At 65.2% G+C, this 21,312-nt stretch carries 16 protein-coding genes and 1 pseudogene; 4 read left to right on the top strand and 13 right to left on the bottom strand.

Features of this window, described 5'->3' with window-relative positions; genetic code table 11:
* Nucleotides 1-4 precede the first annotated feature (4 nt).
* From ALC15_RS14485 to ALC15_RS14455, 7 genes are all read right to left on the bottom strand, one after another.
* Nucleotides 5-784 (bottom strand): SDR family NAD(P)-dependent oxidoreductase, encoded by a 780-nt coding sequence (locus tag ALC15_RS14485; protein ID WP_050627808.1) that lies wholly within the window; start codon nt 782-784, stop codon nt 5-7.
* Nucleotides 781-3,096 (bottom strand): bifunctional salicylyl-CoA 5-hydroxylase/oxidoreductase, encoded by a 2,316-nt coding sequence (locus ALC15_RS14480; protein ID WP_050627807.1) that lies wholly within the window; start codon nt 3,094-3,096, stop codon nt 781-783. The genes ALC15_RS14485 and ALC15_RS14480 overlap by 4 nt, the downstream gene beginning before the upstream one ends.
* Nucleotides 3,097-3,382: 286 nt before the next feature.
* The gene (locus ALC15_RS14475) at nt 3,383-4,921 is read right to left on the bottom strand and encodes a sugar ABC transporter ATP-binding protein (protein ID WP_244486085.1); all 1,539 of its coding nucleotides are present in this window, start codon (nt 4,919-4,921) and stop codon (nt 3,383-3,385) included.
* Nucleotides 4,918-6,069: an SMP-30/gluconolactonase/LRE family protein gene (locus tag ALC15_RS14470; protein ID WP_094193887.1), complete on the bottom strand. Its 1,152-nt coding sequence runs from the start codon at nt 6,067-6,069 to the stop codon at nt 4,918-4,920. The genes ALC15_RS14475 and ALC15_RS14470 overlap by 4 nt, the downstream gene beginning before the upstream one ends.
* Nucleotides 6,039-8,177, bottom strand: coding sequence for an ABC transporter permease (locus tag ALC15_RS14465; protein WP_050627806.1), 2,139 nt, complete (start codon nt 8,175-8,177; stop codon nt 6,039-6,041). The genes ALC15_RS14470 and ALC15_RS14465 overlap by 31 nt, the downstream gene beginning before the upstream one ends.
* Nucleotides 8,178-8,204: 27 nt before the next feature.
* Complete coding sequence (locus ALC15_RS14460; protein WP_128089517.1) at nt 8,205-9,302, bottom strand: sugar ABC transporter substrate-binding protein; 1,098 nt, start codon at nt 9,300-9,302, stop codon at nt 8,205-8,207.
* A gap of 73 nt (nt 9,303-9,375) precedes the next feature.
* Complete coding sequence (locus tag ALC15_RS14455) at nt 9,376-10,401, bottom strand: ABC transporter permease (RefSeq protein ID WP_244486084.1); 1,026 nt, start codon at nt 10,399-10,401, stop codon at nt 9,376-9,378.
* Nucleotides 10,402-10,492: 91 nt separating this feature from the next.
* Between ALC15_RS14455 and ALC15_RS14450 the strand changes: the two genes are divergently transcribed.
* Nucleotides 10,493-11,488, top strand: coding sequence for a LysR family transcriptional regulator (locus ALC15_RS14450; RefSeq protein ID WP_050627803.1), 996 nt, complete (start codon nt 10,493-10,495; stop codon nt 11,486-11,488).
* A 56-nt stretch (nt 11,489-11,544) separates the two neighbouring features.
* Here ALC15_RS14450 and ALC15_RS14445 read toward each other — a convergent pair whose 3' ends face one another.
* From ALC15_RS14445 to ALC15_RS14435, 3 genes are read right to left on the bottom strand one after another with little or no spacing between them, the layout of a single operon-like run.
* Nucleotides 11,545-12,396 (bottom strand): SDR family NAD(P)-dependent oxidoreductase, encoded by an 852-nt coding sequence (locus ALC15_RS14445; protein ID WP_050627802.1) that lies wholly within the window; start codon nt 12,394-12,396, stop codon nt 11,545-11,547.
* Nucleotides 12,397-12,400: 4 nt separating this feature from the next.
* A complete protein-coding gene (locus ALC15_RS14440) occupies nt 12,401-12,958 on the bottom strand; it encodes a carboxymuconolactone decarboxylase family protein (RefSeq protein ID WP_050627932.1) in 558 nt (185 codons plus the stop codon).
* Nucleotides 12,936-13,634: a TetR/AcrR family transcriptional regulator gene (locus ALC15_RS14435; RefSeq protein ID WP_050627801.1), complete on the bottom strand. Its 699-nt coding sequence runs from the start codon at nt 13,632-13,634 to the stop codon at nt 12,936-12,938. The genes ALC15_RS14440 and ALC15_RS14435 overlap by 23 nt, the downstream gene beginning before the upstream one ends.
* Before the next feature lie 155 nt (nt 13,635-13,789).
* Between ALC15_RS14435 and ALC15_RS14430 the strand changes: the two genes are divergently transcribed.
* The 3 genes from ALC15_RS14430 to ilvD all read left to right on the top strand — a co-directional run bounded on the left by ALC15_RS14430 (nt 13,790) and on the right by ilvD (nt 17,944).
* Complete coding sequence (locus tag ALC15_RS14430; RefSeq protein WP_050627800.1) at nt 13,790-15,001, top strand: ABC transporter substrate-binding protein; 1,212 nt, start codon at nt 13,790-13,792, stop codon at nt 14,999-15,001.
* A gap of 7 nt (nt 15,002-15,008) precedes the next feature.
* Nucleotides 15,009-15,902, top strand: coding sequence for an MBL fold metallo-hydrolase (locus ALC15_RS14425; protein ID WP_050627799.1), 894 nt, complete (start codon nt 15,009-15,011; stop codon nt 15,900-15,902).
* Between the two features lie 197 nt (nt 15,903-16,099).
* On the top strand, nt 16,100-17,944 hold the full coding sequence (gene ilvD, locus ALC15_RS14420) for a dihydroxy-acid dehydratase (protein ID WP_050627798.1): 1,845 nt from the start codon (nt 16,100-16,102) through the stop codon (nt 17,942-17,944).
* A gap of 88 nt (nt 17,945-18,032) precedes the next feature.
* On the opposite strand, the gene ALC15_RS14415 is transcribed toward ilvD, so the two are convergent.
* From ALC15_RS14415 to ALC15_RS46200, 3 genes and pseudogenes are all read right to left on the bottom strand, one after another.
* Nucleotides 18,033-18,248: a hypothetical protein gene (locus ALC15_RS14415; protein ID WP_050627797.1), complete on the bottom strand. Its 216-nt coding sequence runs from the start codon at nt 18,246-18,248 to the stop codon at nt 18,033-18,035.
* Between the two features lie 401 nt (nt 18,249-18,649).
* Nucleotides 18,650-19,483, bottom strand: a complete 834-nt coding sequence (locus ALC15_RS46205; RefSeq protein ID WP_244486100.1) for an autotransporter outer membrane beta-barrel domain-containing protein — start codon at nt 19,481-19,483, stop codon at nt 18,650-18,652.
* A 1,124-nt stretch (nt 19,484-20,607) separates the two neighbouring features.
* Nucleotides 20,608-21,231 (bottom strand): annotated as a pseudogene (locus tag ALC15_RS46200) (autotransporter-associated beta strand repeat-containing protein); the annotation flags it as partial.
* Nucleotides 21,232-21,312 lie beyond the last annotated feature (81 nt).

The following is a 21,312-nucleotide window of genomic DNA, read 5'->3' as shown; positions in this document are numbered from 1 at the left end:
TCCTTCACCCGGTAAAGACTTCGCCGCCGGCGATTGCGACGGCTTGTCCGTTGACTGACGATGCCCCCTCGGAGGCGAGCCAGAGGATGCTGTCGGCGACCTCCTCCGGCGTGACCAGCCGCTGCATCGGATTGACTTTTGCGAGCGCGGCCCGCGCCTCCTGCTCGCTGCGTCCGGTCTTGGCGACGATGTTGGCGGCGGCATCCGCCACCAGCGGCGTATCGGTATAGCCGGGGCAGACCGCATTCACGGTGACGCCGCGCCGGGCATATTCCAGCGCCAGCGAGCGCGTCAGCCCGATGACGCCGTGCTTCGCCGCGACATAGGCCGAAACGTAAGCGTAACCCGTGAGACCGGCGGTCGAAGCGACATTGATCACGCGGCCGCGGCCGCGCTGCGCCATCCCGGGCAACACAGCCTGCGTGACGAGGAATACGCTGGAGAGATTGCTGGCCAGCATATCGGCCCACAGCGCCGCGTTCGTCTTGTCGAACGGCGCGCTGCCGGCCTTGCCGGCATTGTTGACGAGGATATCGATCGGGCCGGCCGCGGCCTCGATCTCAGCGACCCCCTTGGTCACCGCGGCTTCGTCGGTTACGTCGATCGACACGACGGCACCCGACTGCTTGCCGAGCGACGCCGCGGTCGCCTTCAGCGCCTCGATCCGGCGCCCGGCGATGCTGACGCGCACGCCAGCCTTCGCGAGCGCGATCGCCGTCGCGGCGCCGATGCCGGAGCCGGCACCGGTGACCAGCGCATGTGCGCTGGGCCAGAACCTCGTCATGCCTTTCCTCCTGCGGCCGCGCGTTCGAGATTGGCCTCATATTGCGACTTGCCCGACTGATACTGTTTCGGCCAGGCGATCTGCTTGACGCCGATCTTGGCGGCCTCATGCAGCGTCCAGGCCGGATCGGCGAGATGCGGCCGCGCGATGGCGCAGAGATCAGCGCGGCCGGCGGCGATGATCGAGTTGGCGTGGTCGGCCTCCGAGATCGCGCCGACCGCGATGGTGGCGATACCGACCTCGTTGCGGATCTTGTCGGCGAACGGCGTTTGGTAGAGCCGGCCATAGATCGGATGGTCGTCGGCCCAGACCTGCCCCGACGAACAGTCGATCAGGTCCGCACCGGCTTGCTTGAACAGTTTCGCGAAAGCGAGCGCGTCCTCGGGCGTGTTGCCGCCCTCGGCCCAGTCGTGACAGGACAGGCGGACCGACATCGGCTTGTCCTCCGGCCACACCGCGCGGACGGCGCGGAACACTTCCAGCGGATAACGCGCGCGGTTCTCGATCGATCCGCCATACTCGTCGGTGCGGCGGTTGGTCAGCGGCGACAGGAAGCTCGACAGCAGATAGCCGTGGGCGCAGTGCAGCTCCAGAATATCGAAGCCCGCGCTCGCGGCGCGCCTGGCGGCGGCAACGAACTGCTCGCGCACCTCGTCCATCTCGGCGCGGCTCATCGGCTCCGGCACCTGGCCGTCCGGCAGGTAAGGTACCGATGAGGCCGACACCAGTGGCCAGTTGTGGTCCGGCAGCGGCTCGTCCATGCCCTCCCAGGCGACGCGGGTCGAGCCCTTGCGGCCGGCATGGCCGAGCTGGATGCCGATCTTCGCTTCCGAATTGCGATGCACGAAGTCGACGATGCGTTTGTAGGCCGTGCCTTGCGCGTCGTTCCACAACCCGCAGCAGCCGGGCGTGATCCGGGCCTCCGGCGAGACGCAGGTCATCTCGGTGAACAACAGGCCGGCGCCGCCGAGCGCGCGCGAGCCGAAATGCACCAGATGGAAATCGTTCGGCACGCCCTCCTCCGCCGAATACATCGCCATCGGCGAAACGATGATGCGGTTATGCAGTGACAGGCCACGGATGTGGAACGGCGTCAGCATCGGCGGCGTGACGCGGTCGTTGGTGGCGGGCACACCGTTGCGCTCGGCGAACCAGCGCTCATAGCCCTCGAGCCAGGTCTTGTCGCGCAGCCGCAAATTCTCGTGACTGATCCGCTGCGAGCGGGTCAGCAGCGAGTACATGAACTGCTCGGGCTCCAGCGTGTCGGCATAACGCGAGCCGACCACCTCGAACCATTCCATCGCGTTGCGCGCCGCGTTCTGGATTCGCGCCACATCGACGCGTCGCAGTTCCTCGTAGGCCTTGAGCACCGCGGGGATGCTGTCCTTGGTCGCGCCGTGGATCTTGAACTGGTTGGTGAGCTCGATCGCATCTTCGAGCGCCAGCTTGGTACCCGAGCCGATCGCGAAATGCGCGGTATGGGCGGCATCGCCCATCAGCACGACATGGCTGTTGCCGTTGAACGCAGTCCACTTGCCGCAGATCAGCCGCGGAAACGACAGCCACGCCGAGCCGCGCAGATGCCGCGCGTTGGAGACCAGGTGATGGCCCTCAAGGATCTCACTGAACACGTTCTCGCAGAACGCGATGGAGTCGCCCTGCTCCATCTTGTCGAGGCCGTGGGCGAGATAGGCCTCCTCGGTGGTCTCGACGATGAAGGTCGCCGCGCCGTCCTCGAACTTGTAGATATGCGCCTGGAACCAGCCGTGCTCGGTCTTGCGGAAATCGAAGGTGAAGGCATCGAACGGGCGGTTGGTGCCGAGCCAGATATAGCGGTTCGGCCGCATCAGCATGTCGGGCTGGAACGTCTCGGCGTATTTGACGCGAACCTTCGAGTTCACACCGTCGCACGCCACGATCAGGTCCGCATCGGGGAACTCGAGGTCGGAATTCACCTCGCGCTCGAAGATCAATTCGACGCCGAGCTCCTCGGCCCGTGCCTGCAGGATGTTGAGCAGCCGCTTGCGGCCGATGCCGACGAAGCCGTGCCCGGTGGTGCGCATGCGGCGGCCCTTGATCAGGACCTCGATGTCGTCCCAGTGATTGAAGGCCTGCTCGATCGTGTCGGCGGTGACCGGGTCCCATTTGCGCATGTTGTCCATGGTCGCATCCGAGAACACCACGCCGAAGCCGAACGTGTCATAGGGCCGGTTGCGCTCGACCACGGAGATGACGTGCGAGGGATCCAGCATCTTCATCAGGATGCCGAAATAAAGCCCGGCCGGCCCGCCTCCAATGCAAACGATGCGCATGGCGCTCTCCCGTTGGGTTCGGCGGCCGGAACACTTACTCCAGCGGGCCGATGGGGGAGATAATATTTTATACTTAAAATAATTGTCAAGGGCAGGTTTGGCCGCACCACAACCGTCGTCCCCGCGCAAGCAGGGACCCATAACCCCAGGCCTTTGTTGTTGAAATTAGGCCGCGGCCCCAGCGCTGCAAAACAACAGCGATTGGTGGCTATCGGTCCCTGCTCCCGTGCGCAATTGCGCACCGGGGAATGACGATGGAGAGAAGTCGGGGCCGACGTCGCGGCCTTCAATGCACGGCGGCGTACAGGATCTTGTCCTGGGTCGCGTCCGCCGCGTCGAACTCGGCGACGATGCGGCCGGTGCGGGCGACCAGGATGCGATCGGACACTGCGAGGATCTCCGGCAGGTACGACGAGATCACCACCACCGCCTTGCCCTCGTCGGCGAGACGGCGGATTTCGCCGTGGATGTGCGGGATGGTGCCGACATCGACGCCGCGCGTCGGCTCGTCGAAGAAGATGATCGAGGGCTCCTGCACCAGGGTCTTGGCCAACACCACCTTTTGCTGGTTGCCGCCGGACAGCTCGATGATCCTGGCCTTGCGCTGCAGCGCGCTGATCTTCAGCCGGTCGACCCAGTAATTGGCAAGCTTGCTACGCTTTGCGCGCGACAACAGGAAGCTCCAGCCCTTCTTTGTAGCGAGGCTGCCGATATAGACGTTGTCGTCGACCACCATGGTCTCGAAGAAGCCGTTGGCCTTGCGGTCCTCGGTGATGTAGGCGATGCCGTCATTGATCGCCTGCCGCGGCACGCGGTAGCGGATCGGCTTGCCGCGCAGCCGGATGGTGCCGCCATTGACCAGATTGCGCTTCAGCGCGCCGTAGACGATCTTGGCGATCTCGGTGCGGCCGGAGCCGATCAGGCCGGCGATGCCGACCACCTCGCCGGCATAGACCGAGAACGACATGTTCTTGACCGCCATGCCCATGGTGACGTTCTCGACCGTCAGCACCTTCTCGCGGCGCTGGTGGGTCTTGGCCTTGCCGCCATAGACCGCCTGCGCCACCTCGCGCCCGACCATGTGCTGCACCAGCGCGTCGCGGGTCAGCTGCTTGGCGGGCGCAGTGATCACCAGCTTGCCATCGCGCAGCACGGTGATGCGGTCGGCGATCTGCAGCGATTCCTCCAGTGCGTGCGAGATGTAGATGATGGAGACGCCGCGGGCGCGCAGGTCGCGCACCAGATGGAAGAAATGGACGATCTCCTCCGGCGTCAGCGATGCCGTCGGCTCGTCGAAGATGATGATGCGCGCCTTGTTGTAGATCGCGCGCGCGATCTCCACCATCTGCTTCTTGGCGGTGCCGAGCAGCGCCACCGGAGTAGCCGGATCGACGTGGAAGTTGAGCGACTGCAACAGCTGCTGGGCCTGGATGTTCAGCGTGCGGAAGCGCGTCAAGAGCTTCTCGTTGCCGAGCTCGATGTTCTGCGCCGCGGTCATGGTCGGCACCAGGCTGGTCTCCTGATAGACCATGCAGATGCCGGCATCGAGCGCGTCGCGCGGCTGCTCGAAATTGGCAGGCTTCCCGTCCAGCAGATAGTCGCCCGAGGTGAGATTGATCGCGCCCGCGATCGCCTTGCACAGCGTCGACTTGCCGGCGCCGTTCTCGCCGACCAGCGCATGCACCTCGCCGGGATAGAGATCGAAATTGACGCCTTCGATGGCGTGGACGCCGCCATAGATCTTGGAGCCGTTGCTGATCCGCAGCACCGGCTCGCTGGCTGCGGACTGGGTCGCGGTTGCTGCCTGCATCACGCCGTCATTCATCGCAGCTCTCCCGTGTAGCGCAGCAGCCGTCCGACGCCGCGCGCCGCGATCACGATGCCTGAAGGCGTCGCGCAGGCGGCGGTGATGCCGTGGAAACGGCCGCCGGCGCGGCTGTGCAGGCTGTCGGTCGCATCGCCCTCGGCATCGAGATGCACCAGCAGGCCATAGGAGCGCGGCGGCGCCCACGGCTTCTGGATGCCGAGCGCCTTGACGCTGCCGATCTGCATCGGCTCCAGGCAATCGCTGCCGCCGACCAGCGCCGGCGCCACCCAGTAGTCGGGCGGCATCGTCGCCATCATCTCCTCGCGGAAATCGTCTTCCTTGAGCACGAACTCGATCAGATGGGTGCGGCGCGCGAACATGCCGAGCAACAGCCCGCCATGACCGTCGGGACGCAGCCGCGCCGGATAGCCCGGCATGTTGGCGGCGATGGTCTCGCGCGGGCCAAGCCCGTCCGCAGTGAGCGCGAACCGGCTGAGGCGGTGCGCCCAGCTCTCGGTGAGCCACAGGCTGTTGCCGTCGGCCGATACCATCACGCCATAGGGATATGGCAGGTCGCGCAGCAGCACCTGCGGATTGTCGAGGCCGGCGCCGCAGCCGATCAGGCGGCCATTGGCCCGCTTCTCCATCAGATCGTGCCGCCACTCGCTCGGGCGGCGACCGATGCTGCCTTCGACCGCATAGATGCGGCCATCGGGCGCCGCCGTGACCGACAACAACCCCGTGAGCGCGCTGCCGCCGACCGCATCCAGCCAGCGCGGCGCGGGCTTTGCGGGATGGATCGCGGCCAGCCCCCTGCCCGCGACGCAGACCAGCAGGCGGCCGTCCGGATGCAGCGCGAGGCCGCCGGCATCGTCCTCGAACTCGGCGACGACAGTGCGGGTCGAGAAATCCGCGCCGCTGAGCTTCAGCACCTTTCGGCCCGCGGAGACATAGACCGCGCCGTCGCCGGCGGCGATCACGTCGTCGATGCCGGGCAACGGCTCGCCGATCGGCACCGCGGTGTCGAGCCGGTCGTTCGGGCTCAGTGCGCCGTCGAGCGGCGGGATCGCGTTCTGGCCGCCGTCGCGGTCGACGACGCTGCGGATGTCGCGCAGCAGATGATCGAAGAAGCCCTTTATTTCGTCACCCTGCTTTTCGCGCCCCAATAGGCATCGTAGCCGGTCCAGCTGTCGTCGACGCCGTCGAGCTTGATGCGGCCGATCCGGTTGTTCTCGAGCCCGCCTAGATAGAGATAGCCTTGGTGCTCGCGCATCGAGGTCAGGGTCGAATGCGAGATGCCGGTCGGGTCCCACCACGACTCCAGCGCCTCGCCCTTCTCGTTGAACTTCAGCACGCAGCCATGGTTGAGCGCGGGCGCCAGCCACTCGTCGGTCGGCACCTGCTTGACCATGCGCAAGCGGAAGCCGGGCTTTCGCGCGGCGAGGTCGAAGGTCGGGGTGCGGATGCCGACCAGCGCCAGCCAGTAGGTGCCGTCGGAGGCGCGGTTGATGTTGTCGGGATTGCCCGGCAGCTCGTCCATCAGCACTTCGGTCTTGCCCTTGTTCGGACCGTCGATCCAGTGCCGGAACACCTTGCACAGCGAGGTCGACGCGATCAGGATCGACTTGCCGTCGTGGGAGACGCAGATCCCGTTCGGGAAATAGAAGTGATTGATCACCGTGCGCGTGGTCTTGGTCGCCGGATCGTAGCAGACCACGCGGCCGTTCGGCCGGCCCTCGAGGATGTCGAGGGTGTTGGTGGTCATCTCGTAGCGCGTGGTGCAGTCGCTGAAATAGATCTTGCCGTCGGGCGCGATGTCGAGGTCGTCGGCCATGCGCAGGCGCGAGTCGTCGTTCAGCTTGTACCAGGTGCGGTTGGTCTCGTCGGTGACCTTGAAGATGCGGCCATCGGGCGCGACGCCGTAGACGCCCATGCCGGCGACGGCGACGATCAGGTTCTCGTCGCGATCGAACTGCATGCCGAGCGGCCGCCCGCCGATATGGGCGAACACCTCGCGGGTTTCGAAGTTCGGTCCGGAGAAGCGGATCACATTGCCGTCGCGGGTCGAGCCGTAGAGCCGGCCCTGGCGGTCGAGGATGACGTCCTCGGGGCCTTCGACCTGGTCGACGCCGATCGCCTGCGCCTTGATCAGCCGGTCGTTCTGCGCATAGGGCGAGGCTGAGCCGGGCTGCACCGCCGGCGCCGAGGCCAGCGGCACGAAGGCCGGATTGACATAGATCTTCTGGATCGCCTTGCCGCGGTTCTTCGACCATTTGACGTCGATGCCGACGGCCGCGAGCAGGATCATGCCGGTCACCGCCGAGGTGACGTAGCCCGGGATGCCCATGCGCACCAGGCCGTTGATCAGCAGGAAGATGATCAGCGCGCCGATCATCGCCCGCCACACCGTGCCCTTGCCGCCGGCCAGCGACACGCCGCCGAGCACCACGGCCGTGAGCGCCTGGAATTCCCAGCCGACACCGGTGGTGGAATCCGTCGAGGCCTGCCGTGCCGCATAGAAGATGCCGCTCGCCGCGCACAGCGTGCCCGACAGCACATAGGTCATGAACAGCATCAGGCGGACGCGGATGCCGGCATGACGCGCCGCCTTGCGGCTGGCGCCAATCGCGGTGAGATGCCAGCCATAGCGCGAGCGCGACAGGAAGATGTGGCAGATCAAGAGCACCACGAACAGCGTCGCCGCATTGACGGGAATGCCGAGCACGCTGCCGCCGCCGATGAAATCCCAGGCGTCGCTCTCGACCGAGTTGGTCGCGAACACCTGAGCGTAGGAGGTGTTGAGCAGGTTGACCGAGGCGCGCAGGATGATCAGCGTCACCAGCGTGGTCAGGAACGGCCGCGTCTTCAGGAAGCCGATCAGGAAGCCGTTGATGCTGCCGAGCAGCGCGCCGACCAAGAGCGTCGCCGGCACCGCGAGACCGACCGGCCATTCGCGCACCAGGAGGAAATACAGCGCCGCGAAATTGCACAGCGCAAAGATCGCGCCGACCGAAAGGTCGATGCCGCCGGTGACGAGGCAGAAGCCCATCGCCAGCGCGACGAAGCCGAATTCGGCGAACAGCCGCAGCAGCGACACCGAGTTCTGCACCGAGGCGTAGTCGGGAATGGTGAGCGCGAAATAGGCCCACAGCCCGATCATCACGGTGAACGGAACGACCGGCTCGAACCACTGTTTCAGCAACAACTCCGACAGCAGGAGCCGGGGTGAAAACCGCCGCACCGACGCGGCAAAGGAATCAACTGCCATCGACATCGTTCAAAGCACTCCCTCGATCCGGTTTCACGTGTCCGGATTCTGATCCTTGTCACAGCCGGCGCGGGAATGCCCCCCGCGCCGGCTGCCCCGCGCCTTGTTAGTTTTCTTGGGTAGCGCGAAACAGGTGCCGCCGAGCGAGGCGTTCGACTTATCGATCCAGATCGGCCGCGTGTAGTAGGACAGGTTCTTCGTGCCGGGCTTGTCGCCGGACATCAGCAGGGTTTCGGCTGCGAACATCAGATCGTGGCCCTGCTCGGTCGCCTTGTAGCTGAGGAACTTGCTGAAATTGCCTGATGTGACCTGATCGCAATCGAGCTGCGAGCCCTCGCCCGAGGCGAACACCTTGACGTCGTCGATCTTGCCGGCGTTGCGGATCGCTTGCGCGGCGCCCGACTCCATGATGCCCCAGAAGCCGATCGAGGCGCAGAGATCGGGATGCTGCTGGATCACGGTCGCGGTGATGTTGAGCGCGGTGTTGGCGTCCCAGTTCGCCGCCTGGTTCGACACCACCTTGATGTTCGGGTCCTTGTTCAGGACATCCATGATGGCGCCGACCTGGTCGACGCTGGCGGCCGCGGTCAATTCGCCCTGCACGATCTGCACCTTGCCCGACTTGCCGGAGCCGGTGCCGCAGGCCTTGACGGCTTCGTTGGCGAGCATCCTGCCGATTTCGCGCCAGTCGACGCCGACGAAGGCGCCGGACTTGTAGTTCGAGGCCATGTTGACCTGGATCACATGCGTGCCCTGGGCCTCGGCGCGCTTGAGATCCTTCATCAGCAGCGTCACGCTTGGGTTCTGCACGATCAGGACGTCGGGCTTCTGGTCGACCAGCGCGGTCAGCGCCTGCTGCATGGCGGACGGATTGTTGTTGGGATCGCGCACGACATATTTCATGCCGCGCCACTCGGCCTCTTCCTGCACCACGCGGCCCCATTCGTCCGACAGCGGCACGCCGAGCGCGATCGGCAGATAGGCGATGGTCTTGCCCTGCAGCGACTTGTCGTAGGCGGCGCGCAATTCGCGCCCGGCCTTGGTGCCTTCATCCTGCGCCGATGCCGCGAACGGCATGGCGGCAACCGCCACTCCGGCGAGCAGGATCGTCCAGAACTTCGTCGTCTTCATCGTCTCCTCCACAAGAAATTCTTTTGATTGATTTGGATTTGTTATGATTGATTTTGGCGCGGGGACACTCGTTTCAGTCGCCTTGCCGCGCGGTCTCCTCGTCGCGGGGATGCAGCCAGTTGTCGAGCACGATCGCCGCCAGCAGCACCACGCCCTTGATGATGTTCTGCACCTCGCTGTTGACGTCCATGATGGTGAAGGCGTTGAGCAGCGTGCCGATCAGGATGCAGCCGACCACGACGCTGAACACGCTGCCGCGGCCGCCGATCAGGCTGATGCCGCCGATCACGACGACCAGCACGACGTCGAAGATCATGGTCCCCTGCGTGATCGCCATCTGCATGCTGCCCGTGGTGCCGACCCAGACCAGGCCTGCAATCCAGGCGAGCAGCGCAACCAGCACGTGCTCGAGCACGATCAGCGGCCGCAGCGGAATGCCGGTCAGCCGCGCCGCCTCCGGATTGTCGCCCTGCGCATAGATGAAGCGGCCGACCGAGGTGCGCGACAGGAACAGGTGCATCGCGATCGCCGCGATCGCGAACACCAGGATTGGAACCGGGATGCCGAACAGTCGTCCGGCGCCGAGATACATCAGGCCCGGCGCGTCCTTTGGCGCGTAGACCACCCAGGCCGGCGCGATCCAGAATGCGAGGCCATAGATCACGAAGCCGGCGGCCAGCGTCACGAACAGCGCCGGCGCCTCGACGAAGGCGACCATCACGCCGTTCACGACGCCGATCAGCACCGCGATTGCCAGCGCCAGCAGCACTGCCGTGAAAACGGGCATGCCGTTCTGCATGTAGATCAACGCGATCGCCCAGGAACCGGCCATGATCGCGACCTCGGAGAGGTCGATGCCGCGGCTGATCACGATCAGCCCCATGCCGAGGCCGAGCACGCCGAGGATGGAAATACTGCGCAACAGATTGAGCAGGTTGGAGACGGTGGCAAAGCCGTTCAGCGTCAGGCCGAACACCACCAGCAGCGCGATCGTGATCAGGAGCACGATCTGCTCCTGGCTCGGCTTTGCGAACATTGAGCCCGAGCGAGATGATGCCGCAGGGACAGCAACGCCGCGCGATGGCGATTGCACGCTCATCGTTTCCTCCAGGTATTATTTTGCTTGAGACTTTAAGAGTGCCGACTGATATTCGTCAAATGCATTCGACGGATACGGATTGATTATTTCCATGCATGTGCGCGATATCGATCTGAACCTGTTCGTGGTGTTCGACGCGATCTATTCCGAGGGCGGCGTCAGCCGCGCCTGCTTCCGCCTCAACCTGACGCAGCCCGCGGTGAGCCATGCGCTGAGCCGGCTGCGCGCGATGTTCAACGATCCGCTGTTCGTGCGCCGCCATCACGTGATGACGCCGACCCCGCTGGCACGCCAGATCATCACCACCGTGCGGCAGGCGCTCAACGGCCTCGAGACGACGCTGACCCACACCAACCGCTTCGATCCGGCCAGGACGCCGAAGCGGTTCGTGATCGGCCTGCGCAACAATCTGGAGGCGCCGATTCTGAGCGCGCTGATCAACCGGATCAGCAGCCTCGCGCCGCTGGTCGAAATCGCCACCGTGCGCAGCGAGCGCAACAACCTGGAGCGCGAGCTTGCCGCCGGCACGCTCGACGTCGCGATCGACACGCTATTGCCGCTCTCGACCGAGGTGCGGCGCGAGCAGATCCTGACCGAGCATATCGCGGTGTTCGCCCGCCGCGGCCATCCCGAGCTCGGCACGCGGCTCGACAAGAAGGCTTATCTGCGCATGGAGCATGTCTGCGTGACGTCGCGGCGCAGCGGCCTGTCGTTCGAGGACTTCCAGTTCCAGCGCCTCGGCCTGACCCGCACCGTTCGCCTGACCTGCCAGAATTTCGCGACCGCCTGCCACGTCGTGAGCCGCAGCAACATGCTGCTGACGGCGTCGGAAAGCGCAGCTTCCGTGCTGGAGGACCCCGGGCTGCTGCAGTGCTTCCCCTGCCCGTTCCCGATCAGCCCGCACGTCAATTATCTCTATTGGCATGCCACCGCCGAGGGCGACACCACCAATCAATGGCTGCGCGAGCAACTGCGCGCCGCCGCCGCGCTGCTGGCCGGCAGCCGCTTCGGCAAGAAGAGCCGCCGTGCAGCAAAGACGGGCCCGAAGGTGGCGCTTCCGATTCCGACCAGCATCGCCGCCGAATAGCGACGCTCCTTCACTTCACCTCGCCCCGCCTGCGGCGAGAGGTGCAGCAGTCCCCGCTACATCCCGCTCAGCCCGCTATCCACCGCCAGCGTCTGTGCAGTGACATAGACGCTTTCGTCCGACATGAAGAACAGCACGGCATAGGCGATCTCCCACGCCGTCGCCTGGCGGCCGAACGGGACCTGGCTCTTGCCGCGCGACGGCCGGCCGGCGCCGGCCTCGCGGCCGTTCGGCGTGTCGACCAGCCCGGGATAGACCAAATTGGCACGGATGCCGCGCCGCGCACCGGTATGCGCGATGTTGCGCATCAGGCCGCCGAGCGCCGCCTTGGAGGAATCGTACACCGCCATCTGCGATCCCGCCTTCAGCGCCGCGATCGAGGAGATGAAGACGATCGAGCCGCCGTCCGCGAATTTCGGCAACGCGGCGCGGCAGCACAGCATCGGGCCGCGGACGTTGACGTCGTAGATCCGGTTCCACTCCTCGGCGCTGACATTGTCGAGCCCGGTCTTGCCGAAGGTGCCGATGTTCAGCACCATGCCGTCGAGCCCACCCATGCCTTGATGCGCCTCATCAATCATCCTGATGACGTCGGCCTCCCTGGTGACATCAGCGGCGATCGAAAAACCTCGGCCGCCGTCGGCCGCGATCCGCGCGACCGTGTCGTCGGCGGAGGCGCGGTTGAGGTCGGCGACCGCGACCTGCGCGCCCTCGCGTGCGAACAGCAGGCTCATGGCGCGGCCGTTGCCGATCGGATCGGTCGCGGCATCGAACACGCGCTGGCCGCCGCCGACCACCAGGATGCGGCGGCCGTTGAGGCGTCCCCTGCCCGGCGCCGAGCCCGACGATTCCGCACTTAAGGGACGGACGTAGCGCTCAGGCTTGGCCTCTTGCGAAGTCTCCGACATCCCATCAACCCCGCTTCTTGCCGCCCTCATAGACCGCCATGCCGGCGGCCGGATCGAGATCGGTCTCGGTCGCCTCGGTCAGCCGCGCCATCATCATGTAGAACCCGAGCGTCACGATCGCCTCGACGATCTCCTGCTCGCTGAAATGCTTGCGAACACCGGCGAATGCCGCGTCACCGACGCGCACTTTCTCGACCACCTCGCGGCCGAAGCCGAGCAGCGCGCGTTCGGCGGTGTTGAGCGCGGCATCGTCGTAATGGCTGCGCTCGACCGCATCGATCTGCGCTTGCGTCACGCCGACGCCGAGCGCGATCGGCACGTGCTGGCGCCACTCATAGGCGCCGCCCTCGAGCTGCGCGGCTTGCAGGATCAAGAGCTCGCGGTTGACCGCTGACAGTTTCTGCTTGTGCAGGATCGAATTGCCGAGCCGCATCAGCGGAATCGCATTGGCCTCGGCATGGGCCATCATGCGGAAGATGTTGAGCTTGACCGGCATGCGGTCGAACGCGGAGCGGATGTCTCCGCTGGTGGTCTCCGGATCAATCAGAGGCAGTCTTGCCACGCGTCTCTCCCTTTTTTCGTTGTTTGTTGTCCGAGATGTCTGCGTCCCTGGCCGCAATCAGCGACAGGAAGAACGCGAGATAGCGGTCGATCGCCTCGATCACCTTCGACCGCGGCGAGGCCTCCGCGCCCATCACATAATGTTCGAGCCTGACATAGATCAGGCCGGCCGCGAACAGCCGCGCCGCCTCGCGCGGATCCGAGGTCGAGATCAATCCGGCCAGCGCGAAGCCGCGGAAGTAGTCCGTCATCAGGCTTTGTTCGCGCGCATAGAAATGGTCGGCGAACTTGGCGCGAATGCCGGGCACACGGTTGCGTTCGGCGGTGATGACCTTCTGGAACTGATGCTCGCGCGGATCGGACCATTGTTCGACGAGATCGAGCGCGAACTGGCGGCAGAACGCGGTCGGCCGCCGTGCCAGCTGCCGGTAGCGCGGCTCCTCGAGCCGGTCGGCCGAACTCGCCGGGCCGTGCTCGCTGACGATCGCTTCGAGGATCGCGGCCTTGCCGGGAAAATGATTGTAGAGGCTGCTCTCGCGGATGCCGACGCGGCGCGCGAGCTCGCGCATCGAGGCCCCGCCATAGCCGCTCTGCGCGAACAGGCTGAGCGCTTCGCTGAGGATGCGCTCACGGGTGGATGTTGCGACCGCCTCGGCCGCGCTGGATGTGGAAGCCATGGCGCCTTGACTAACGAACGATCGTTCGCTAGTCAATCGTACGAACGATCGTTCGTTTGCTCTAGGGCGGGTCGCGATCCGCAGCCGGCAAGGCGAAGTACTCGCGTTTCAACTCCGCCCCGAAGAGGCGGAGAGCAATCTGGGGAGATCACGTCATGGCGCACCTCGTCCGCTCTCATTTGCGCGCGGCCCTTGTCCTGCTGCCGCTCATCGCCGCAGGTGCCGCGCGAGCCGAGAGCCCGAAATACGACGCGGGCGCCGATGACAAGACGATCAAAATCGGAACCACCGCGCCGCTCTCCGGTCCTGTCTCCGCTTTCGCGCAGATCGCGAAATCGGCGGAGGCCTATTTCCGCAAGGTGAATGACGAGGGCGGCATCAACGGCCGGCGCATCCAGATGATGATCGCCGACGACGCTTACAGCCCGCCGAAGACGGTGGAGCAGACACGCCGCCTGGTCGAGAGCGACGAGGTGCTGTTGATCTTCGGCGGCGTCGGCACGCCGACCAACAGCGCCGTGCACAAATATCTCAACGACAGGAAGGTGCCGCAGCTCTTCCTCGGCTCGGGTGCGGCGAAGTGGGACGATCCGAAGAATTTTCCGTGGACCGTCGGCTGGCAGCCGACTTATCGCGACGAGGCGATCGCCTACGCCAAATACATCAAGGCGAGCCATCCGAACGCCAAGGTCGGCGTGCTCTACCAGAACGACGACCTCGGCAAGGACTATCTGAAGGCGCTGGAGGAAGGCCTCGGCAGCACCGAGGCCATCGTGGCGCGCGCGCCGTATGAGACGTCAGCGCCCACCGTCGACACGCAGATATTGCTGCTCAGGAGCAGCGGCGCCGACGTGGTGCTGGTCGCGGCGACACCGAAATTCGCGGCGCAGGCGATCCGCAAGATCGGCGAGATCGGGTGGAAGCCCACCACCATCATCTCCAATGTCTCGGCCTCGATCAGCGGCGTGCTCGAACCCGCCGGCCGCGACAATTCCACCGGCGTGATCTCGAGCCAATACCTGAAGGATTCGACCGACCCGGCGCTGAAGGACGATTCCGGCTACAAGCAATGGGCCGCCTTCATGGACAAGTATTTGCCCGATGCCAACAAGAGCGACTGGCTCAATGTCTACGGCTACACCATCGCACAGACGCTGGTCGCGGTGCTGAAGGCCTCCGGCAACGACCTGACCCGCGCCAATGTGATGAAGCAGGCGACCAGCATGAGGGATCTGCATCTGCCGATGCTGATCAACGGCACGGCGGTCGGCAATTCGCAGGAGCACTATACGCCGATGACCAGCCTGAAACTGATCCGCTACGACGGCACGCGCTGGGTGCCGTTCGGCGACCTCATCAAGAACTGAGCACGGCATGCGCCAGATCAACATCGGCAGCATGCGGATCGACCGGCTGGTCGAAATCGCCGCGCTCGCCTTCGACAAGACATGGCTGTTCGCCAACGTCACCGACGAGGTCATCGCCGCGAACCGAAGCTGGCTCGATCACCGCTATATCGAGCCGGAGACCGGCCGCTTCATCCTGAGCCACCACTCCTATCTGGTGCGTACGCCGCGCTGGACCGCTGTCGTCGATACCTGCTGCGGCAATCACAAGCCACGTCCGCGCGTGCCGGTGTGGGACAATCTCAACCAGCCCTATCTGGAAAACATGGCCGCGCTGGGCGTGCGACCCGAGCAGGTCGACTTCGTGATGTGCACGCATCTCCATGTTGACCACGTCGGCTGGAACACGCGGCTGCTCAACGGGCGCTGGGTGCCGACCTTTCCGAAGGCGCGCTATCTGATGGGACGCGCCGAGTTCCGGCACTGGGAGGCCGCGCACCGCGCGAGCCCGCCGACACCGGTCAATCACGGCTCGTTCGAGGACTCCGTGCTACCGATCGTCGCGGCCGGACAGGCCGAATTCGTCGAGACCAATCACCTGCTGTTCGATGACCGCGATGCGGGCTTGCGCTTTGCGCCGGCGCCGGGCCACACCGCCGGCAACATGCAGATCCATCTCGACGGCGGCGGCGCTCATGCCGTGATGTCCGGCGATGTAATCCATCATCCGATCCAGTGCGCGGAGCCTTGGCTGTCCAATGCCGCCGACATCGATCCCGCAGCAGCGCTCGCCACCCGCGTGACGCTGCTGGAGGAGTTGGCTGATACACCGAGCTATTTGCTGACGGGGCACTTCCCTGCTCCGACGGCAGGCCGCGTGGTCCGGCATGGCGACGCGTTCAGGTTCAGGTTCGAGGATTGAGCGTCTGAGAAGATCGGGCCAGGAGGGCTCCGCTAAACCAGCGGCGCCCCGTCTTCCGCTTGCCCTCGCCGGCGCTGCCGGGATCGAAGTCAAATAGCGCGATCCAGCCATGCGGTTCCGCGCTTGAATCCGCATCGACGGGCAGGCATAAGGGCTGCCATCTCCCTTAAAAAATGGCCATAGCCCAAGGATTTACGATGCCCGCCTATCGCTCCCGCACAACCACCCACGGCCGCAACATGGCGGGTGCTCGCGGCCTCTGGCGCGCCACCGGCATGAAGAACGAGGATTTCGGCAAGCCGATCATCGCGGTGGTCAATTCCTTCACCCAGTTCGTGCCCGGACATGTGCATCTCCAGAACCTTGGCCAGCTCGTCGCACGCGAGATCGAGAAGGCCGGCGGCGTCGCCAAGGAGTTCAACACCATCGCGGTCGACGACGGCATCGCAATGGGCCATGACGGCATGCTCTACAGCCTGCCCTCGCGCGAACTGATCGCCGACAGCGTCGAGTACATGGTCAATGCGCATTGCGCCGACGCGATGGTCTGCATCTCCAACTGCGACAAGATCACCCCCGGCATGCTGATGGCGACGCTGCGCCTCAACATCCCGACCGTGTTCGTTTCGGGTGGTCCGATGGAATCGGGCAAGATCCTGCTCAAGGGCAAGAAGCGGGCGGTCGACCTGATCGACGCGATGGTTGCGGCTGCCGACTCCAACGTGTCGGACGAAGAGGTCGAGGTGATCGAGCGCTCGGCCTGCCCGACCTGCGGCTCCTGCTCCGGCATGTTCACCGCGAATTCGATGAACTGCCTGACCGAGGCCCTCGGCCTCGCGCTGCCCGGCAACGGCTCGGTGCTGGCGACCCATGCCGACCGCAAGAGCCTGTTCGTCGAAGCCGGCCATCTGATCGTCGATCTCGCCCGCCGCTACTACGAGCAGGACGACGCCAAGGTGCTGCCGCGCAACATCGCAAACTTCAAATCGTTCGAGAACGCGATGACGCTCGACATCGCGATGGGCGGCTCGACCAACACCGTGCTGCATCTGCTCGCCGCCGCGCGCGAGGGCGAAGTGCCGTTCACGATGGCCGACATCGATCGTCTCTCACGCAAGGTGCCGGTGCTCTGCAAGGTCGCGCCCTCGGTGCAGGACGTCCACATGGAGGACGTGCATCACGCCGGCGGCATCATGGCGATCCTCGGCGAGCTCGACCGCGCCAGGCTGCTCACGACAGACGGCCCGACCGTGCACGCCGCGACGCTGGACGACGCGCTGAACCGCTGGGACGTGGTGCGGACGTCGAGCGACAAGGTGCGCAACTTCTACTGCGCCGCACCGGGCAACGTGCCGACCCAGGAGGCTTTCAGCCAGAACAGCCGCTTCGATGAAGTCGACGCCGACCGCGAAGCCGGCGTCATCCGCGACGCCGCGCATGCCTATTCCAAGGACGGCGGCCTCGCCGTGCTGTTCGGCAACCTCGCCGAAGACGGCTGCATCGTGAAGACCGCCGGCGTCGACCAGAGCATCCTGAAGTTCTCCGGTCCGGCCCGCATCTTCGAGAGCCAGGACGCATCGGTCGACGCCATCCTCACCAACAAGGTGAAGGCGGGCGATGTCGTGCTGATCCGCTACGAAGGTCCGCGCGGCGGCCCGGGCATGCAGGAGATGCTCTACCCGACCAGCTATCTGAAGTCGAAGGGGCTCGGAAAGGCCTGCGCACTGATCACCGACGGCCGCTTCTCCGGCGGATCGTCCGGCCTGTCGATCGGCCACGTCTCGCCGGAAGCCGCCGAAGGCGGCCTGATCGGCCTCGTCGAGGAAGGCGATGTGATCGAGTTCGACATCCCGAACCGCAAGGTCAACCTCAAGGTCGATGATGCCGAACTGAAGCGCCGCCGCGCGGCGATGGAAGCCAAGGGCAACGCGGCGTGGAAGCCGGCCGCGCCGCGCAAGCGCGCCGTCTCGACCGCGCTGAAGGCCTATGCGGCCTTCGCGAGCAGCGCCGCCAAGGGCGCGGTGCGCATCCTGCCGGAGTAATCGGCCAAAGCGTTTTCGAGCAAGGAAAACGCGTCAAACGAAATCAAAAGCCCCGTCCCGATGCCATCGGGACGGGGCTTTTGACGTATCAGCTCACGTGCAAGTCGGCTGCTTCGATCCGGATGCGGTCGGCATGCAGTGACCAATCGCACAGCGATTGTTCCTGACAGAATTTGACCTTGGCCATCTCGCCTGCCTGGCCTTCGCTCACGGCGTCGATCTCGAGCGCACCCTGGCAGACCTCGCGCTCGCGGCCATTGCCGCCGAGCACGTCCTTCATGAAATGAACGACGAAGCGTGACATGGAACCCTCCCTGCTGGACCGGAAGAGCCGGGAGTACCGCTTTAGCACTAACGCTAAATGGTGTTGAGTTAATTCGGCGCGCGTGACTGCGGCGCTTCGCTGCGGTGGAAAACTAGGCGCCGGCCTGCGGCAGGCTGGCGGCCGCGATCGCGACGATCTGCGCAATGCGGCGGCCGATCCTGGCGGGCGCGTTGCGGAGCAATGACTGGACCTGTCGCATGACACATCTTCCTTCCGTGCCCGGAATGGTCGGGCACATCAAGAAAATGGCGATTTCGGGCTAAGTCGTCGATATCTCAGGGAAAATAACAACGGACGCTTCGCGAGACGGCGGTTTTGCAGTGGGTTTGTTGCCCTATTTGCGCCCGCGACGACGGAGATTTTCTCCGGCATTCCTGCCTTCACCACGTATAGCGCACCACCCCCTTGCCGGCGTAGGAAGCGGTGACATCTGAGAATTCGCCTTCGAACGTCGCCGCAGCCGACCAGCCGTTGCGCCATTTCATGTCGATCGACGCCGTGGTCAGCGCGGAGTCGGAGGCCTGCGCCGCGCCGTTGACGACGAAACTCGCGCCGGGCAGCGCCTGGAAGGTCGCGGCGATCGACCGGTCCGGATCATAGTCATGCGCCCAGGCGAACCGCGTGCGCAGCGTCAGCACGCCGTCGGCCATCGCAAACGACTTGTCGGTGCGAATGCCGAGTTCGCTGCGGACATCCGTGACGCTCTTGCCGGCATAATCGAGCACGAAGGCCGGTGAGCCGACGACGGCCTGCTCGGCATAGCCAGGCAGATCGAAGGTCGTGAACTGGCCGGCGGCATAGGGCGTGATGCCGATGCCGCCGGTCCATGGTGCGACGAAACGATAGCCACCTTCAAGCCTGCCTGAATAGGTGTTGGCATTGAACTCGGCGCGGAGCTGGTCGATGCCGGCGACCGTGACGATGCGGTTGGTGGTGATGTCCTGCCAGCCATAAGCCAATGCCGCGGAGATGTAGGCCGCACCTTCGGTGTGGCGGAGATAGCGCCGGCCTGGAACAGATCGGATCGGCCGCTGCCGCTGTTGACGACCGAGAAGTTGGTGCCGCCGCCAGCGAGCGCGAAGCCCGCGATGGTGTTCGGCGAAAACAGATAGTCGGCACCGACCACGGTGCCGTACACGCTGCTGGTGGTATCGTTCGATCCGACAATGGCGTTGCCGTTGCTCGACCGCGAGCCGCCATAGCCCTCCGCCCATACACTCCAGCGCGGCACGAACGGGACCGGCGGCGCCTTGGTGAACATCGCGAACGCGTTGGTCGTGCGTGTGGCGGCATAGGCGCTTGTGTCGCCCTCCTCCGCATAGCCCGATGTGGGCGCCGCAGCAATTCCCCCGTTCCGATTCATGAGCGGATCGGTCAGCAGCCCCAGGAACAGGTTCGTGGCATCGAAGGTGGTCTGCTGCGAGCCGGTCGCCAGTTCACCAGAGGCCTGCGTCAGGCCTGCGGGCGTCAGCGTGCCGTAGACCATCGGGATGCCGCCTGTCGTGTTGAAGGAGTTGACCAGCGCGTTCGCGACGGGCTGCTGATTGAGGTTCAGGCCCCTGCCGAAGTTCGGTGCGGTCGGGCCTGGCGGTGGCGGCGTGAAGTTCAGCGTGAGATTGAGGTAGGCGTGGCCGGCGTCGTAGCTCAGCGTGTCGCTGAAATTTGCCGGCAGGTTCGTGTTGGTCAGCGCGCCGAAGGTGCCGCTGACGCTGCCCGCGCTCAGGATGGTATATTGCTTCGAGATATAGCTGCCGTTGGCGAACGCCGCATTGACTGTGGCACCGCCGAGCGTCGCGCTGCCCGTGACATTGGCAGAGGATGCGGTCGAAGGATTGACCGCCACGACATAATACGCGCCGGACTGGAATGCGAGATTGCCGTTCACCGTCGTCAACGTGCCCGGCATGCCGGAGCCTGGCGCGAAGGTGCCGGCGCTCTGGATCATCGTGTCGCCGACCGAGCCGGTGCCGTTGAGCAGGCCACCGGCCCCGATGGTCGGATCGCTGAGCGAGCCGTTCACCGTCAGCGTCGCGTTGGTCACTGTCGTGCCGCCGGTATAGGTGTTGGTGCCGAGCACGAGGGTCGTGCCGGCGGTCGCGTCGAGGCTCGCAGCACCGCCGAGGCCGTTGATCGCGCCGCCTGTCGAGGTGATGGCGCCGTTGAGCGAGCCGTTCTGCAACGTGCCGCCGGCAAGCTTCAGTGCCGCCTGCGTCTGCGTGGTGCCGCCGAGATCGAGCGTACCGCCACCATTGACGGTCGTCGTTCCGCTCGTCGCGCCCAGCGCGCCGGCGCCGGACAGTTGCACCATGCCAGCATTGATGATGGTGCCGCCGCTGTAGGTGTTGTTCCCCGACAGCACCAGCGTGCCGTTGCCGGTTTTGGTGACGGCACCCGTTGCGCCGCCAAGGTCCGCGATCACGCCGGATAGTGTGAGCGAGCCGGTGTCGACCTGCACCGTCCCGCCGTTGCTCCCGATCTGGACCGCACGGGACGCGGTGAAACCGGCGCCGCTGACCTCCAGCGTGCCGCCATCGAAAATCAATCGTCCCGTTCGGCCCCCGAGATTGGCATCCCCCGAAACAGAGAGCGTGCCTGATGCAAAGGTCGTTCCGCCCGTATACGTGTTGGTTCCGGTCAGGGTCAGCGTGCCGGTCCCGACCTTGATCAGCCCGCCGTTCCCACTGAATACGCCGGAAACCGGGGTGATAACGCCGGAGAATGTCGTCGAGAGGTCATTGCCGCCGACCGTCAGGGTATTGGCGCCGAGCCGGATGGTGCCGCCCCCTTCGATCGACCCGGCCGTGGTGCCGCCTGTCGTGAGGCCCGAAATGTCGAGCGCACCTGTCCCGTTCAGGATGAAGCGCGCGGTGCCGCCGCTGGCCGTGTCTTGAATGGAAGTCGTGCCACCATCGTTGGTCGTGATGGTGGCGTTGCCGGCCGTGCTCGAATTCGCGAACGTCAAATTGAGATTGTTGATGATCGCGGCATTGCCAGCCGTGCTCGCGTTGAGGAAATTGGTTTCGCCGGTGTTGAGGATGCTGGC

It is taken from the genome of Bradyrhizobium viridifuturi (assembly GCF_001238275.1).
In the GTDB taxonomy this organism is placed as follows: domain Bacteria; phylum Pseudomonadota; class Alphaproteobacteria; order Rhizobiales; family Xanthobacteraceae; genus Bradyrhizobium; species Bradyrhizobium viridifuturi.
This window is presented reverse-complemented; position numbering and strand designations above follow the sequence as displayed.